This window comes from Qipengyuania sp. JB2-7, assembly GCF_055693485.1.
In genome coordinates this window covers 342,952-357,661 of record NZ_CM146335.1, presented here as the reverse complement: position 1 = coordinate 357,661, position 14,710 = coordinate 342,952, and the positions used below count along the sequence as shown (strand labels likewise).

The window sequence follows — 14,710 nt, the reverse complement described above, 5'->3', positions numbered from 1 at the left end:
AACGGAGGATCGCGGCGATGAGCGACATGCGAGCGAGTAATACGATGGTTGTGATCAAAGAGGCGGATCTCATCGAGAGTGTGGCGGATGCGCTGCAGTTCATCTCTTACTACCACCCCATGGATTACATCGGTGCGTTGGGTGAAGCCTATGAGGTTGAACAGGGCCCAGCAGCGAAAGATGCGATCGCGCAAATCCTCACCAATTCGCGAATGTGTGCCGAGGGGCATCGCCCAATTTGTCAGGACACCGGCATAGTCAACGTCTTTGTAAAATGGGGCCAGAATTGCCAGCTTGAGTCGAAGCTGAGCCTGCAAGAGGTGGTCGATGAAGGGGTGCGCCGGGCTTACAACCATTCCGAGAACAAGCTGCGCGCCTCAATCCTTGCTGATCCTGCATTCACCCGTCGCAACACCCGCGACAACACGCCCAGCGTTCTCGCGGTAGAAATGGTGCCGGGCGACACCGTGTCGATTGATGTCGCAGCGAAAGGCGGCGGGAGCGAGAATAAATCCAAGTTCAAGATGATGAACCCTTCGGATAATATCGTCGATTGGGTAGTCGCGCAGATACCGTCCATGGGCGCAGGTTGGTGCCCGCCAGGCATGCTGGGCATTGGGATTGGTGGCACGGCTGAGCATTGCATGAAGCTTGCCAAGCAAAGCCTGATGGACCCGATCAATATGGGCCAACTGAAGCAGCGCGGCGCGCGAACCGACATCGAGCAGTTGCGCATAGACATCTTTGACGCAGTTAACGCCATGGGTGTCGGAGCTCAGGGGCTGGGCGGACTGTCCACCGTGCTCGACGTGAAGATCTATGACGCCCCGTGCCATGCAGCGGGCAAGCCGGTCGCGATGATCCCCAATTGCGCCGCGACACGTCACGCCCACTTCACGCTGGACGGCTCTGGCCCAACCTATCTGGAAAAGCCCGATCTCGATGCGTGGCCGAAGGTTAACTGGCAACCTGATGCCGCCGCGAAGCGAGTGAATCTCGACACGCTGACGCCTGAGGAAGTTGCAAGCTGGGAGCATGGCGATCGTCTATTGCTGTCCGGCAAGATGCTGACCGGGCGTGATGCTGCTCACAAGCGGATCAAGGATATGCTTGAGCGGGGCGAAGAGCTGCCGGTCGATTTCAAGGGTCGTGCCATCTACTATGTCGGTCCGGTTGATCCGGTGATGGGCGAGGTTGTCGGCCCGGCTGGCCCTACGACGGCGACGCGGATGGACAAATTTACCGAGACCATGCTCGCTCTCGGCCTGTTGGCGATGATTGGCAAGGCAGAACGTGGGCATGACGCTGTTGAAGTCATTAGCCGGTTCAAAGTCGCGTATCTAATGGCGACGGGCGGTGCGGCCTATCTGGTAGCGCGCGCTATTAAAGAGGCCAAAGTCGTTGCGTTTGAGGAACTTGGCATGGAGGCGATTTACGAGTTCACTGTCGAGAATATGCCTGTGACCGTCGCGGTCGATGCTCAGGGCAACAATGTTCATACGTTGGCGCCCGCGCGCTGGCAGAAGAAAATTCGGGACGAAGGATTGCTACCGGTCAAATAAGCGCGAAAAGCGACGCATGACGCGTATTTCGTTGGATTTACGCCCAATTCACTATGCACATCGACCAACATATGAGTCATTTCGATAGCGGTTCTGGCCTTTTCGCCGCTGCTCGGGCAGTTGCAAAGACGCTGTGAGTACCGAACACACCTCTGGAAACCAGGCTGAAGATCAGCCGATCCGATTGTCGCTAAGCGTTGTCGCGGCCTCAATTGTGGGTATGTGGCTGTGCTATTTCGTGCTGATAACCTTGCGCGGCAGCATCGTCGGCCTCGAAATGCAGTACGAGATGCTGTGGCGCCGTGCGGTCGTGAGCCTGGCTGGCGTCATCGTCACCTTTGGACTGTGGCAGGTTATTCGGCTTTTTCAGTCTCGAACGCTGATAACAAAGATTGCTGTCGTTTTGATCGCGGCTTTGCCCGCCGCGCTGATCATTGCACAGGTCAATCATGTGGTTTTTGCTCCGCTGAACGACAAAGTGGCCAAGAAGATGGGCGAGAAGCAGGGCGCCAGCGTTTATCGCGATGAGGCGGGTAACCTTTTGGTCGATGTGCCTGCTTGGAGAGCTGTCGACCCAACCACTGGCGAAGCGCTCGACGAATCTGATGCGCGCGATAGTGACGGGGAGACTGCGACATTCGTCATCCAACCTGCCCCGACGCTCATTGATAGATGGCGACAAGTTACCGACATAGCCATTGGTCGATACTTTCTTTTGCTCGCCTGGGCCTCGTTGTATCTGGCACTACTGGCCGGTGTTGAAGCGCGCGAAGCTGAGCGACGCGGTGAGCGCTTCCGTTCTGCGGCCAAAGCGTCAGAACTTCGCTCTCTCAGATACCAGGTGAACCCGCATTTCCTTTTTAACGCACTGAACTCGCTGTCCGCCCTGGTGATGACAGGCAAGGCCGACCGCGCAGAGCAGATGATCCAGACAATTTCCCGCTTTTACCGCCACAGTCTGGCCGATGATCCGACGGGTGATGTGAGCCTGGAGGACGAGCTCGATCTGCAGGAGCACTATCTTGATATCGAGGCTGTTCGTTTCCCCGAACGATTGAGGGTGCTCGTCGATTGCCCGAAGGAGCTGCTGGGATATCAAGTCCCCGGCATGATCCTGCAACCGCTGGTTGAAAACTCGGTCAAATACGGGGTCTCGGTAAGCACTGACCCGGTAACGATCTCTATAATCGCCCGCGAAGATTATGGTCGGTTAGTGCTCACCGTTTCGGACGATGGCCCGGGCGCTAACGCTGGATCGGGCACGAAACCCAATGGCGGGTTTGGCATTGGCCTTGCCAATGTGCGCGATCGGCTGGTGGCGCGATTTGGCAAAGAGGCGAGCATAGTGTCTGGCCCCACCCTCGACGGATATGAAACAGAGATGCGGATGCCGCTTGTGAAACATGGCTGAAGAAACCGAAGATAAACTACGCACGCTGATCGTCGATGATGAACCGCTTGCAGTTGAGCGGATGCAGGTGATCTGCGCGAAAATCGATGCGCTATCGGTGGTGGGTACAGCCAGCGATGGCTCGGCCGCCCTGCGGTTGGTCGATGCGTTGTCGCCGGACCTAATCCTGCTCGATATGACGATGCCAGAGACCGATGGGCTTTCGGTTGCGAAAGCGCTCGCGAAGAAGGCAGAGCCGCCAGCGGTTATCTTTGTTACCGCGCATGACAGTTATGCGGTTGATGCGTTTGATCTTGATGCGGTCGATTATGTTCTCAAACCGGTCAAGTCCGAGCGACTGGATAGGGCCATTCAAAGAGCTCTCGCGCGTCGTAGCGGAGAGGGGCGGCAGGCCAGTGAATGGCTGGAAGAATTGTGGATCCCGCACCGTTCTGAACTCATTCGTATTGAGACATCACAAATTGGACGGATAGATGCAGAGCGGGATTATGTCCGTCTGCATGTTGAAGATCGCTCTTATCTCTTGCTGCAGACTATTGCGGGGCTGGAGCAGCGCCTCGACCCAGCGAAATTCATCCGCATTCACCGCTCCACGATCTTGCGCAAAGATCGCATCAAGGGGCTACGTCATGACGGGCTTGGCGTGTGGTCAGCGGAAATGGATGATGGTGAGGCGCTACGGATCAGCCGGACCTATCTGCCCAAAGTGAAGGCCATGGCTGGGCGCTAGCTCAACAACTCAACAAAAATTAAAAATACCCCGGTCGGGGGACTGCAGCCGACCGGGGTATAGTTGGGCTTCGACTGGGGGTCAGCCGCCCAAACGCTGCTGCTCTACGACAGATGCGAATTGTTGCATGGCACCGGCCTTTGCGACTGCCACGCAGCGTTTTGCTTCGATTGATTGAATGCGTGAGCCAGTTTGCATTCTATCAGCCCCGCAGACTGCACGGGCAGCCTTATTGATGCGCAATTCCAGGCGTTCGACACCTGATTGCGTTGCAAGGTTCAAATCATCGTACTGCACGATCATTTTGGGGTTCTGCGTGTCGTCACCTGCCAGAGCGGGCGATGCGGTTACCGCGAGACTTGCTGCGGCGATTGCAAAGATGGGGGTCTTCATAATTCGTTCCTCCTCAGGTGCGGGCGGGCCAAACCTCTGAAAACAAAGAGGTCTTGGGGGATTGTGGGTTGCGAGTCGACCCGCCCTGCACCAACAGTAATTGCCTAATGCGGCGCTGAGCACAGCAATGCTTCGACCGAGGATGGTCAAATTGGACGGGGTGCGTGCGATGTCCGACGAATGACTATTCCAGCCCGATCAGCGATTACGCAATATTGCAACAATGCAGTTCGTCGGCATTTCGACGCTTGGAATCGCCCGATTGGCGGCGGGTAACGCGAATGTGGTGTCCAAGCTGGCGAACTTTGCTAAGCGCATGGCGCAATGTCACGCAAACGCACCCTGTTTCACCTCAGCGATATTCATTTTGGGCTTGAGGATCGCCGCGCCCTTGAATGGGTTGAGGCTGAGATTGCCGAAAAGTGTCCAGATGCCGTTATCATCACTGGCGATCTCACAATGCGAGCGCGCGATCATGAATTTGCGGCTGCGCGGGAATGGATTGCTCGGTTGCCCGTGCCCGTCGACATCGGGATCGGCAACCACGATTTGCCAGCCTATCACTTGCCGCTGCGCTATCTTGACCCTTATCGCCGTTTTGAACGGTTCGCCAAAGCCAATGCGACGCCGATTGCATGGCCAGAGCTTGCTATTGTGCATTTGAACACGTCGCCGCCTGCACAATGGCGCCTCAATTGGTCGAAGGGTGCCGTCAGCAACCGGGATTTGGCGGAGTGCATTAGTACCATCGATGCCCTGCCTGACGGTACTGCGGTCTTAGTGGCGGCGCACCATCCGCTGCGTGAGAGCGGCACGCATGGCACGGCATTGACGCGCGGTGGGAGCGAAGCGCTAGAGGCTCTTGCAAGCCGCAATGTACTGGGTGTTCTTAGTGGCCATGTTCATGACCCTTTTGATATCGCTGAGAAGACAGCGAATGGATCAGTGCGTATGATCGGCGCAGGCACACTATCGCACAGGCTGCGATCGACCCCGCCTAGCTTCAATGTACTGGCTTGGGAAAATGAGAACCTGTCGGTCGAAGTTTGCAACCTGACAGGTGTCGACACCGAGGCTATGCAGTTGGACGCAGTGCCTTCAGATGCACTTCCACCAATGACCGATGCGGAGCCGATAGCGCCGGTCGCGCAACGTCCTTCTGCAAACTGATCGGCAGTCCTGAGCGGCAGTTAACGCTTTTTCAATCATCAATTGGCTAGGTCGTGTGGTCAATATGGTCTTAACCGGCCAGCATTGAGCGTAAGGGTGCTTAGTTACCAGGGGGGCCAATCGGGCCATGTTCAAAGCAATCTTCCTCGGCGCGTTGATGAGCGCAATCTTCTCCCTCGTGATCGGATCACAGGGGACATCGGCGGGGTATGCTGCAATTCATCAGGTCGCGATTGTCGACTATAAGGTGTTCTGGTCCTGGCCGATCTTCTTCTTCGCTACTGGCATCTGGTGGAGCCTGACCCTGCTGCAGCGATAAAGGCCTGTCCGCGCCAAGTCGCAGCACTCTTTACGAAACCAGATACGAAAAAGGCGACCTTGTGAAAGGCCGCCTTTTTTGTTGTCGTTTTGAAAGCGCGAATTAACGCTTCGAGAACTGGAAGCTACGACGCGCTTTCGCGCGGCCGTATTTCTTACGTTCAACCACACGGCTGTCGCGGGTGAGAAAGCCAGCGGCTTTAACCGTAGAGCGCAGGGCAGGCTCATATTTCGTGAGCGCCTGACTGATGCCGTGCTTCACGGCGCCTGCCTGACCTGACAGGCCACCACCACTTACGGTTGCGACGATGTCATACTGGCCTTCACGGTCAGTGATCGCGAACGGCTGGTTGATAATCAAGCGAAGCGTCGGACGCGCAAAGTACACTTCCTGCTCTTTGCCATTGATGGTGACCTTGCCCTTACCGGGCTTCAGCCAAACACGCGCAGTCGCATCTTTCCGGCGACCGGTCGCATAGGCACGGCCTTGCGCATCAAGCTCTTGCTCGCGCAGAGGAACTTCTGCTGTGGCAGCAATATCAGCAGCGTCAGCAACAGGTGCATCACCGGCGATATCTTTCAGATCTGCGAGATCAGATACCGCTTCGTTGGCGGTTTCGGTCTTGGTTTCGTCAGCCATCAGGCGCTCACCTTATTCTTACGGTTCATAGAAGCCACGTCGATAGTCTCGACTTTCTGGCCATCATGAGGGTGTTCGGTACCTGCATAAAGGTGCAGTGCGCGCATCTGATCGCGGCCAAGTGGCCCGCGTGGGATCATGCGCTGAACAGCTTTCTCAAGCACGCGTTCTGGAAAACGCCCTTCGAGTACTTTCTCTGGCGTCGTTTCCTTAATGCCGCCAGGGTGGCCGGTGTGCTTGTAATAGATCTTGTTGCCCATCTTTTTGCCGGTGAATTTCACTTTGTCGGCATTGATGACGATCACGTGATCACCGCAATCGACATGCGGCGTGTAGCTCGGCTTGTGCTTGCCGCGCAGAATATTGGCAATAATTGCCGCAACCCGGCCAACGACGAGGCCATCGGCATCAATAAGATGCCACTGCTTCTCGACTTCGGCAGGCTTGATTGACCGTGTGGTCTTTGAAAGCGCCTTCATGGCTAATGTTCCATGCTTTAGAGTTCTTGACTGACCCCGGCTATACGGGGCCAACATGCCTTGAGCCGTTGTTCCGGCCCGCTCAGACGCGGCTAAATGACGATTAAGTGGCCTGAAGTCAAGCAAAACCGGGGCTTTCGAGAGAGGTAAAATAATACCGCGCTCAGTGATTTGGCCAGATACCTTGTTCCGAATGGGACCGGAACAAGCTTGTTGCGACGGATCAGGCTGGGCGCATCAACCATTTCTCGGCGGAAAGTCGCTCACTACTTGCCACCCTGGTTACGACTTTGCGCGACATCAGCTTTAGCAGCCGGGTTTCCTCGTGGGCTTCTGCATTAAGTGTGATCTCGAAGCTGCCCACATCGCCATTCGCCAATTCCAATGTGCGATCCTCGCGTCGCTGACCAGGCTCGGGGAAAAACAAGTCGGGTTGGATCTTGCTGATCATTTGCGCCCCCGCCTGTGACAGGTTGCGCAGAAACTCAGCGGCCAGTTTTTGGACTTCGACATCAGCTGATTTTTGCCGGTAGAGTGAAAGAGCCTGGTCTACCGCTGCTCTTACATCGTCCGCAGCCGCATCTTCCCCGGCTTTGATGAGCCGACCATATTGGTTGAGCGTGGCGGGCAAAAACCCCGTTACGATACGGTTGCGCTCAATTTTGGCGATGGGCGCGAGCACCTCGGGTGCTGTGACATCGACATGCACTTGTTCCCCCGATACGCGCATGCCGTTGCCGCTCTCGACAAAATCACAGAGCCAAGTGCGTGTTACGATCACTGCCTTGCCATTGCCCATCCCGCGGGTCAGTTCGCGAGTGAGGAGATATTCCCCCTCAGGCGCCCGAGAGATCGGGGCCGCTACTGCAGGGGCAGCATGAAAATTAAAGGCAATAACTGGAGCTGTGGCGATAACGCCCAGCAAACCGATCGCCTGTCGACGATTCTTCTTAACCATTTTCCCCGTCCTGTGTCTCAGACACTAACCACATCAGTGTGCCCTCACTTGTCTGCACAGTCCAGCCTGTAATTGCCGGTCTCTCATAGGGGTGTATGGCCTCGAGTTTTTCCATCGCGCTGGCCAATCGGTTCGATGTTGTTTTAAGTAAAACTCCGCATTCTACCGATTGTTCCACCGCCCCTTGCCAAACGAAATGCGATTGAATCCCTGGTAAGATGTTGCCGCAGGCAATCACGCGCTCCGCAAGCAGGTGTGAAATTGCATCCTGTGCGCTTTTGTCATCGGGGAAGGGGCACCAGATCAGCGCTCCACTGACTGCATTCATGTTGTCGTCGGCGTTGCTCAAGCGGATCGTCCAGCAATATGCGCACCCCACACAGTCGCCATGACGAGCAGTGCGCCAACCAATTGGTGCGCAACACCCAGCCACAGCGCAACCCCGGTCATCACCGTTGCGATGCCAAGCAGGACTTGAATGCCAAAAGCCGAATGGATGGCGATGGATGCAGGCCGTGAGATCGGCTTAATCCGCAACGCGAGCAAAATCAGCATCCCCACCGCCACCCATGCCCACCAGCGATGCAACCAATGCAGCAGGAATGGATCATGCGTTATCGCCCACGACATACCCCTCGACGCATCGAAATCGGGTACGAGCTTGCCCTGCATCAGTGGCCATGTGTCCGAGGCGAGGCCAGCATTGAGCCCAGCGACCCATGCCCCGAGGAGCAATTGCACGAACAAAACCACCCCGGTTGTCGCGGCAAGTCCGGTGACGCGTGCTGCGCGCCCATCGGGCTCTCCCACAAGAGCGCGCATATCGAGCGCGGTCCATGTCAGTAGAGTGAGCGTGATCAGCGCTGTCATGAGATGCAGCGACAGTTTGAAATGGCTGACATCGGTCATGGTCCCGGTCAGGCCGGATTGAACCATCAGCCAGCCGAAAAAGCCCTGCAATCCGCCCAGGCCCAGTAACGCCAGAAGGCGCAGCTTATAGCCTTTGGGAATCATCCCTTTCGCCCAGAAGTAGAGCAATGGGAGCGCGTAAATGACGCCGACCATGCGGGCGAGTAGGCGATGGAACCACTCCCAGAAATAGATGAACTTGAAATCGGCCAGCGTCATGCCCGCTGGCCCGGCCTCGTAAATATACTCCGGCGTTGCGCGATATTCAGCGAACTCGGCGAGCCAAGCCTCTTCATTGAGTGGTGGCAAAATCCCAGTGATCGGCTGCCACTGCGTGATCGACAGACCACTCTCGGTCAGCCGGGTTATCCCACCGACCGCGACAATCAGCAAGACCATCCCCGCAGTGCACCACAGCCAGATCGCCAGCGCCGCCGGGTTGGCTGTGCCGACCGACCGCCCGTCGGCATTGTTCGACGCGAATGAACTGGGTGAGAGAGCTTGCTCTGTCATGCGCCCTCTGTGGTTCGCCACTGCGCCTCAGACAAGTGCAAAAGCAGCAACATTCAAGCGGCGATCTTCGCAAACTCCGCTTGCCACAAACCAATAGCTGATTAGATGCTGAGGGCTATGACAAGCCCGATCACTCTTACCGTAAATGGCGAGACACGCCGCAGCACAGCCACCACAATCGCCGCTCTTGTAAAAGAGCTGGAGCTTGACCCTGCCAAAGTCGCCGTGGAACACAATGGCGTGATCGCACCGCGTAGCGAATTGGCAAGTCACCATGTAAGCGAAGGCGATGTGCTGGAAATCGTTCATTTTGTGGGCGGCGGTGAGGGTGATGTAGTGGCTGACGATACATGGACAGTTGCGGGCCGCACGTTTCGTTCGCGGCTAATCGTCGGGACGGGTAAGTATAAGGACTTTGCCGAGAACGCCGCCGCGCTCGAGGCGAGCGGTGCCGAAATCGTCACGGTCGCGGTGCGCCGGGTCAATGTAAGCGATCCCAACGCGCCGATGCTCACCGACTATATCGATCCCAAAAAGGTCACCTATCTCCCAAACACCGCCGGGTGCTTCACCGCTGACGATGCGATCCGCACTTTGCGATTGGCGCGCGAAGCGGGCGGCTGGGATTTGGTAAAGCTGGAGGTTCTGGGCGAGGCGCGCACGCTGTATCCCGACATGCGCGAGACGCTGAAGGCGACCGAAGTGCTCGCGAATGAGGGCTTTCATCCCATGGTCTACTGCGTGGATGATCCGATTGCGGCTAAGCAATTGGAGGATGCGGGCGCGGTCGCAGTTATGCCGCTGGGTGCACCTATCGGTTCCGGTCTCGGCATTCAGAATCAGGTGACGATCCGGCTCATCGTTGAAGGCGCGAGCGTCCCTGTGCTGGTTGACGCAGGCGTCGGCACGGCGAGCGATGCAGCGGTCGGTATGGAGCTGGGCTGTGATGGTATCCTGATGAACACTGCCATTGCCGAGGCGAAGGATCCCATCCGCATGGCGCGCGCAATGAAGCTGGCGGTTGAGGCTGGGCGTGAAGCCTATCTGGCCGACCGCATGGGTCGCCGGAAATATGCCGATCCGAGCAGCCCACTGGCGGGGCTTATTTGATTGGCCTCAAGCGCCGGCGTTCGCGTTCGCTCACTTGGCTTCCCGGCCTACCGGCTCGACGGGCAGTCGCCCTTGCGGCTCGCTGGTCGCTCGCCGGATCAGCGCTGGTTCGGTGCGTAGCACCGCAAGGCCGGAAGCGAAGTCGGAGACGCAGCTGGCCACAGGCCACCTGCAGGGCCGCCCGCAGCGGTGCGGACTTGTCCGCAAGCCGCGAGGATATCGCAGCACGGAGGTGCTGCGGAAAACAAACAACCCTCACAACTTATTAACCATATTGCGCGATCCTGCGATTAACACAGGGGAGCACGCCATATGGCACTTGCAGGTACCGCGTCCGTTACAATTGCTGAAATGCGCGAATTCGCTGGCTTTTCGCCTGCTGAACAGCGCTATATCCGGCGCAGCCTCGATATTGGCCTGGGCCGGACCGATGCCTTCAAGCTTTGGGCACGGAATGAGGGTGAGGGCGCCGCGATCCGTCGCCAATATGTCGCCTATCAGGACCTGAAGGTTCTGCGCGACAATTTGCCCAGCGAGGATGGCCTGGACGGTGTCGAGAGCTTCGTTGGCAAGCTGACGCGCATTGCCGCGTTTGACTTGTCGCAAAACCGGATTGAGTGCTTTTCCGCGTTCCGTTTTCTCTATGAGCGCCTGCTTGGCGCAGATGTGCGCCCATGGCTGCCGAGCGCATTCTGCGCTGCTGCTGCTTTGCCGCAGATAGAGCCAAACCGCCGCAAGATTTTGTTGCAAAGCCTCAGCGAAGCCGCCGCAACCGCACCTTGGTTGGTCAGACCGCCAGCCTGCATTCTTCCCGGAATTTATCGAGGAAGTGGCTGCTTAGTCTGTTTGGCCTCAAGCGCCAGCTTTATCCCCGATACAAGCCATCGATATGCGACTGATACCGCTCGCGGATCTTGTGGCGACGGATCTTCATGCTCGGCGTCATTTCTTCATTCTCAATCGAAAACGCCTCATCGGCAAAGGCAAACTGGCGGACCTTTTCGATTACGGACAAATCCTGATTCACCCGGTCAATCGCTTTGCGCACTGCGCCCTTAAATTCTGGATCGCCTTGGAGCTCGGCCAGATCAAACTTCTTACCCTGCGCCTTCGCCCATTCGAGCGCCCATTCCGCGTCTGGAACGATCAGGCCGACCACATAAGGCCGCTTGTCGCCGGTCACCATCGCCTGACCAATCTCGGGCTGTAGGGTCAATATACCCTCAACCTTTTGCGGGGCGATATTGTCGCCCTTGTCATTGACGATCATGTCTTTCTTGCGGTCGGTAATCACAATCCGTCCGGCATCATCGACATGGCCTATATCGCCGGTATGCAGCCAGCGTTTGCCCTCGGGATCCTTCGGATCGGCTTTGATCGCGCGGTCCGTCTCGGCTTTGTTCTGCCAATAGCCATGCATTACCAGCTCGCCGCGGCACAGAATCTCGCCATCATCCGCAATCTTGATGTCTACGCCCCGCAGGGGCGGACCGACCGTATCCATCTTGATGCCGACCCTGGGCCGGTTGCAACTGATGACAGGCCCAGCCTCGGTCTGGCCATAGCCTTGCAGCATGGTCAGGCCCATCGCTTCAAAGAATATGCCGACGTCTGGATTGAGCGGCGCACCGCCAGAAACCATCGCTTTGATCCGACCACCAAACCGCTGGCGAATTTTGGGTTTGAGCAGGCGTACCGACGACGAAGTCTTTCAGGCCATCGCCAAATTTTCTCGCGCCTTCCGCGCGTCGTTCACCTACGCCCAGCGCCGTGTCCATCAGCGTGTTGGCAACACGCCCTTGTTTCGAAACCTGCTTCATGATGCGTGTGCGCAGAACCTCGAACAGGCGCGGGACCACAACCATGATTGTCGGGCGGACTTCCTCGATATTGCTGGCAAGCTTTTCGAGGCCTTCGGAATAATAGATCTCTGCCCCAACGGCGATGGGCAGATACTGCCCACCTGTATGTTCATAGGCGTGCGATAGTGGCAGAAAGGACAGGAATCGTTCGTCCTTGATGCCGAAATCCTCAATCAGAACTTCTGCGGCACCTGCAACATTGCACAGGATCGCGCCATGGTGCTGCAATACGCCGCGCGGTGCGCCGCCCGTACCAGAGGTGTAGATGATACACGCGGTCTGATCGCGCGAAATCCCGGCAATGCGGGCATTGACTGCCTCTCTCGCTGCAGCGGCGTCACCGGTGATCAAATCATCCCAGCTGTGATAGTCAAAGCTGCCTGACTGCTGGCGGTGCAGATCATCAATGCCGATCACGTGCTGCGCCACGCCGCTCGCCTGAATCGCGCCGTGTAGTGGCCCGAGCAGTTTTTCATTCGATACGATCACCGCACGCGCGCCCGAATTGTCGAGGATATGCACGTGATCCCGCTCGGTATTGGTGATGTAAGTGGGCACGGTGATGCATCCAGCGGCCATGATAGCGAGGTCCGCCATGCACCACTCCGGGCGGTTCTCACTGACCAGCGCGACGCGGTCGCCATCCTCAAGCCCCATTTTGCGCAGGCTTTCGGCAAGCAGACACACTCGGCTTGCCGCCTCACCCCAAGTGATGGTTTGCCAGCTGCCATCAATTTTCGCGCCGAGAAACGGCCGATCCGGTGTCGCATCTGCGCGCTTCAGGAACAATTCGACGAGGTCATTCGCCTCATCAATATCTTTCAGAATGTCTGCCACGTTAGCGCAGCCTCTCTTGCCCTATTTCTCTGTCAGGCAAGGTCTAGGCAGGCCGCGCGTCAACGGCAAGGCTTGCCGCACAGTCTCCGCAAATCAGGGGACGATCAAGCCGGTTTCAATGCGGGGGTCTCTGGCGGAAACCCACACGTCATCCTGACGCAAAATAGCGCCCGCTTTCAACGGTGCTTCGCGTACAATCAATTGTTCATGCCCCAGCGCCTTGAATGCGTCTTGCGCTTGCTCCAGCCACGTGTTTTTCTCGATCAGCACCCGGTCACCAAAGCCCATGATGAAGGGCAGGGCGATGGCTTCCTCGGCCGACAGGCCAAAATCAATCACGCCGATGATCCCGCGTGCGGTTTGCACCGGAATGGTCCCGCCACCTGCCGCGCCAATGGTCAGCACTGGCTTGCCTTCAGGATCGAATACGACTGTCGGTGCCATGGAACTACGCGGACGTTTTCCACCCTCAACGCGGTTGGCAACCGGCCTGTCATCGCGCACCGGATTGCGGCTGAAATCGGTAAGTTCGTTATTGAGATAGAAACCGCCGGTCATCAGACCAGAACCAAACGGCCCCTCAATGGTGGAGGTGTAGCTGATGATGGTGCCATCAGGCGTCGCGACTGAGAAATGCGAGGTGCCCTGCTCGGGCGGCTCATCGCCATCGCCCTGCGCTAGGCCTGCGCCCACTGGTCGGCCAGCCTCAACCGATACGGCGCGTTTGTCCGTCGAGATTAGCTGGCTGCGCTCCGCCAGATAAGGTGGCGCGATCAGGCCAGGTGTGGGCACGTTCACAAAGTCAGAATCTGCGAGATATATCTCGCGGTCCGCATAAGCGAGGCGCTGTGATTCTAGGAACAAGTGCCAAGTGACCGGGTTCTCCGCACCCAGCGCCGTGAGATCAAACCGTTCCAATTGTCCGAGCATTTGCAGTACTGCAATACCGCCCGAACTCGGCGGGCCGATTCCACATACCTTGTATTCGCGATATGTGCCGCAAACGGGAGCACGTTCGATCGATTGATAACCACCGATATCGAAAGTGGTCATGGCTCCTTGGCGCGGCGTGTCGGCGGCAACCGTATCAGCAATTTCGCCTGCGATAGCACCATTGTAGAACGCGCTCGGCCCTTGCCTCGCCAGCAGTTCGAGCGTCTGCGCGAGCTTTTCATTCTTTACTACCGTGCCTGCTGGGAGCGGGACGCCTTCACTATCGTAAAACAGTGCTTTGCCTGCGGCGGTTTTGCCAACCCGCTCCGGCATGCGTTCGAGATAGCCGAACAGGCGGTTGTTGATTTTATAGCCATCCTGCGCGAGCGCGATGGCGGGCGCAAACAGCTCTGCCCACTCCAGCTCGCCGTGCTCGGCATGCGCTTTGGCGGCGAGCGCAATATTGCCGGGGACACCCACACTCAGACCGCTCAGCACGCTTTCGCGAAATGGTGGCGTTGTGCCGTCCTCGTTTAAAAACCATTCCGGCGTCGCGCCTTTCGGGGCCGTCTCTCGCCCATCGAGCGATTGGACATTCCCCTGTGCATCGGCGCGCACGTAAAAACCGCCGCCACCAATGCCCGAGCTTTGTGGTTCGACCACCGTAAGCGCAAGCATCACGGCAATTGCTGCGTCAGTGGCGCTGCCGCCTTTGCGCAGGATCTCCATGCCAGCTTCCTGAGCGCGGGGATCGACCGCGCTGACGGCTCCAACAAATTCGGGCGCGGTGGCTGCGGCGTCATCGGCTGAGGGTTGCGCTGTGGTGCAGGCAGGCAATGAAACTGCTGCGGCAAGAAGGGCAAAGTGTTTGAGCATGTTTGACCT

The 14,710-nt window shown here is 57.5% G+C and carries 13 protein-coding genes and 2 pseudogenes; 7 read left to right on the top strand and 8 right to left on the bottom strand.

Annotation, left to right across the window (positions count from 1 at the left end; all coding sequences use genetic code 11):
- Positions 1–44 precede the first annotated feature (44 nt).
- The 3 genes from ACZ1GM_RS01690 (at position 45) to ACZ1GM_RS01680 (ending at position 3,703) form a co-directional block, all read left to right on the top strand.
- Positions 45–1,562, top strand: coding sequence for a fumarate hydratase (locus tag ACZ1GM_RS01690; RefSeq protein ID WP_472678600.1), 1,518 nt, complete (start codon positions 45–47; stop codon positions 1,560–1,562).
- A gap of 133 nt (positions 1,563–1,695) precedes the next feature.
- On the top strand, positions 1,696–2,973 hold the full coding sequence (locus ACZ1GM_RS01685; RefSeq protein WP_472677479.1) for a sensor histidine kinase: 1,278 nt from the start codon (positions 1,696–1,698) through the stop codon (positions 2,971–2,973).
- Positions 2,966–3,703: a LytR/AlgR family response regulator transcription factor gene (locus ACZ1GM_RS01680; RefSeq protein ID WP_472677478.1), complete on the top strand. Its 738-nt coding sequence runs from the start codon at positions 2,966–2,968 to the stop codon at positions 3,701–3,703. Before ACZ1GM_RS01685 ends, ACZ1GM_RS01680 begins: the two co-directional genes overlap by 8 nt.
- Positions 3,704–3,784: 81 nt before the next feature.
- On the opposite strand, the gene ACZ1GM_RS01675 is transcribed toward ACZ1GM_RS01680, so the two are convergent.
- A complete protein-coding gene (locus ACZ1GM_RS01675; RefSeq protein ID WP_472677477.1) occupies positions 3,785–4,096 on the bottom strand; it encodes a UrcA family protein in 312 nt (103 codons plus the stop codon).
- Between the two features lie 324 nt (positions 4,097–4,420).
- Here ACZ1GM_RS01675 and ACZ1GM_RS01670 point away from each other — a divergent pair, with 324 nt between their 5' ends.
- Together ACZ1GM_RS01670 and ACZ1GM_RS01665 are read left to right on the top strand one after the other, a co-directional pair.
- Positions 4,421–5,266, top strand: a complete 846-nt coding sequence (locus ACZ1GM_RS01670; RefSeq protein ID WP_472677476.1) for a metallophosphoesterase family protein — start codon at positions 4,421–4,423, stop codon at positions 5,264–5,266.
- A gap of 127 nt (positions 5,267–5,393) precedes the next feature.
- Positions 5,394–5,585 carry a hypothetical protein gene (locus tag ACZ1GM_RS01665; RefSeq protein WP_472677475.1) on the top strand — a complete coding sequence of 64 codons (192 nt, stop codon included), beginning with the start codon at positions 5,394–5,396 and terminating at the stop codon, positions 5,583–5,585.
- A gap of 102 nt (positions 5,586–5,687) precedes the next feature.
- Here ACZ1GM_RS01665 and rpsI read toward each other — a convergent pair whose 3' ends face one another.
- The 5 genes from rpsI to ACZ1GM_RS01640 all read right to left on the bottom strand — a co-directional run bounded on the left by rpsI (position 5,688) and on the right by ACZ1GM_RS01640 (position 9,083).
- A complete protein-coding gene (gene rpsI / locus ACZ1GM_RS01660) occupies positions 5,688–6,224 on the bottom strand; it encodes a 30S ribosomal protein S9 (protein ID WP_472677474.1) in 537 nt (178 codons plus the stop codon).
- Positions 6,224–6,703 (bottom strand): 50S ribosomal protein L13, encoded by a 480-nt coding sequence (gene rplM, locus ACZ1GM_RS01655; protein WP_472677473.1) that lies wholly within the window; start codon positions 6,701–6,703, stop codon positions 6,224–6,226. Before rplM ends, rpsI begins: the two co-directional genes overlap by 1 nt.
- Before the next feature lie 223 nt (positions 6,704–6,926).
- Positions 6,927–7,661 (bottom strand): hypothetical protein, encoded by a 735-nt coding sequence (locus tag ACZ1GM_RS01650; protein ID WP_472677472.1) that lies wholly within the window; start codon positions 7,659–7,661, stop codon positions 6,927–6,929.
- The gene (gene cutA, locus ACZ1GM_RS01645; protein WP_472677471.1) at positions 7,654–8,010 is read right to left on the bottom strand and encodes a divalent-cation tolerance protein CutA; all 357 of its coding nucleotides are present in this window, start codon (positions 8,008–8,010) and stop codon (positions 7,654–7,656) included. Before cutA ends, ACZ1GM_RS01650 begins: the two co-directional genes overlap by 8 nt.
- Positions 8,007–9,083: a COX15/CtaA family protein gene (locus ACZ1GM_RS01640; protein ID WP_472677470.1), complete on the bottom strand. Its 1,077-nt coding sequence runs from the start codon at positions 9,081–9,083 to the stop codon at positions 8,007–8,009. The genes cutA and ACZ1GM_RS01640 overlap by 4 nt, the downstream gene beginning before the upstream one ends.
- 117 nt (positions 9,084–9,200) lie before the next feature.
- Between ACZ1GM_RS01640 and thiS the strand changes: the two genes are divergently transcribed.
- Positions 9,201–10,193 carry a sulfur carrier protein ThiS gene (gene thiS, locus ACZ1GM_RS01635; RefSeq protein WP_472677469.1) on the top strand — a complete coding sequence of 331 codons (993 nt, stop codon included), beginning with the start codon at positions 9,201–9,203 and terminating at the stop codon, positions 10,191–10,193.
- 312 nt (positions 10,194–10,505) lie between these two features.
- Positions 10,506–11,034: pseudogene (locus ACZ1GM_RS01630) on the top strand (hypothetical protein).
- A gap of 24 nt (positions 11,035–11,058) precedes the next feature.
- Here ACZ1GM_RS01630 and ACZ1GM_RS01625 read toward each other — a convergent pair.
- Both ACZ1GM_RS01625 and ggt read right to left on the bottom strand, forming a co-directional pair.
- A pseudogene (locus tag ACZ1GM_RS01625) lies at positions 11,059–12,883 on the bottom strand (AMP-dependent synthetase/ligase).
- A 102-nt stretch (positions 12,884–12,985) separates the two neighbouring features.
- On the bottom strand, positions 12,986–14,701 hold the full coding sequence (ggt, locus tag ACZ1GM_RS01620) for a gamma-glutamyltransferase (RefSeq protein WP_472677468.1): 1,716 nt from the start codon (positions 14,699–14,701) through the stop codon (positions 12,986–12,988).
- Positions 14,702–14,710: the final 9 nt, after the last annotated feature.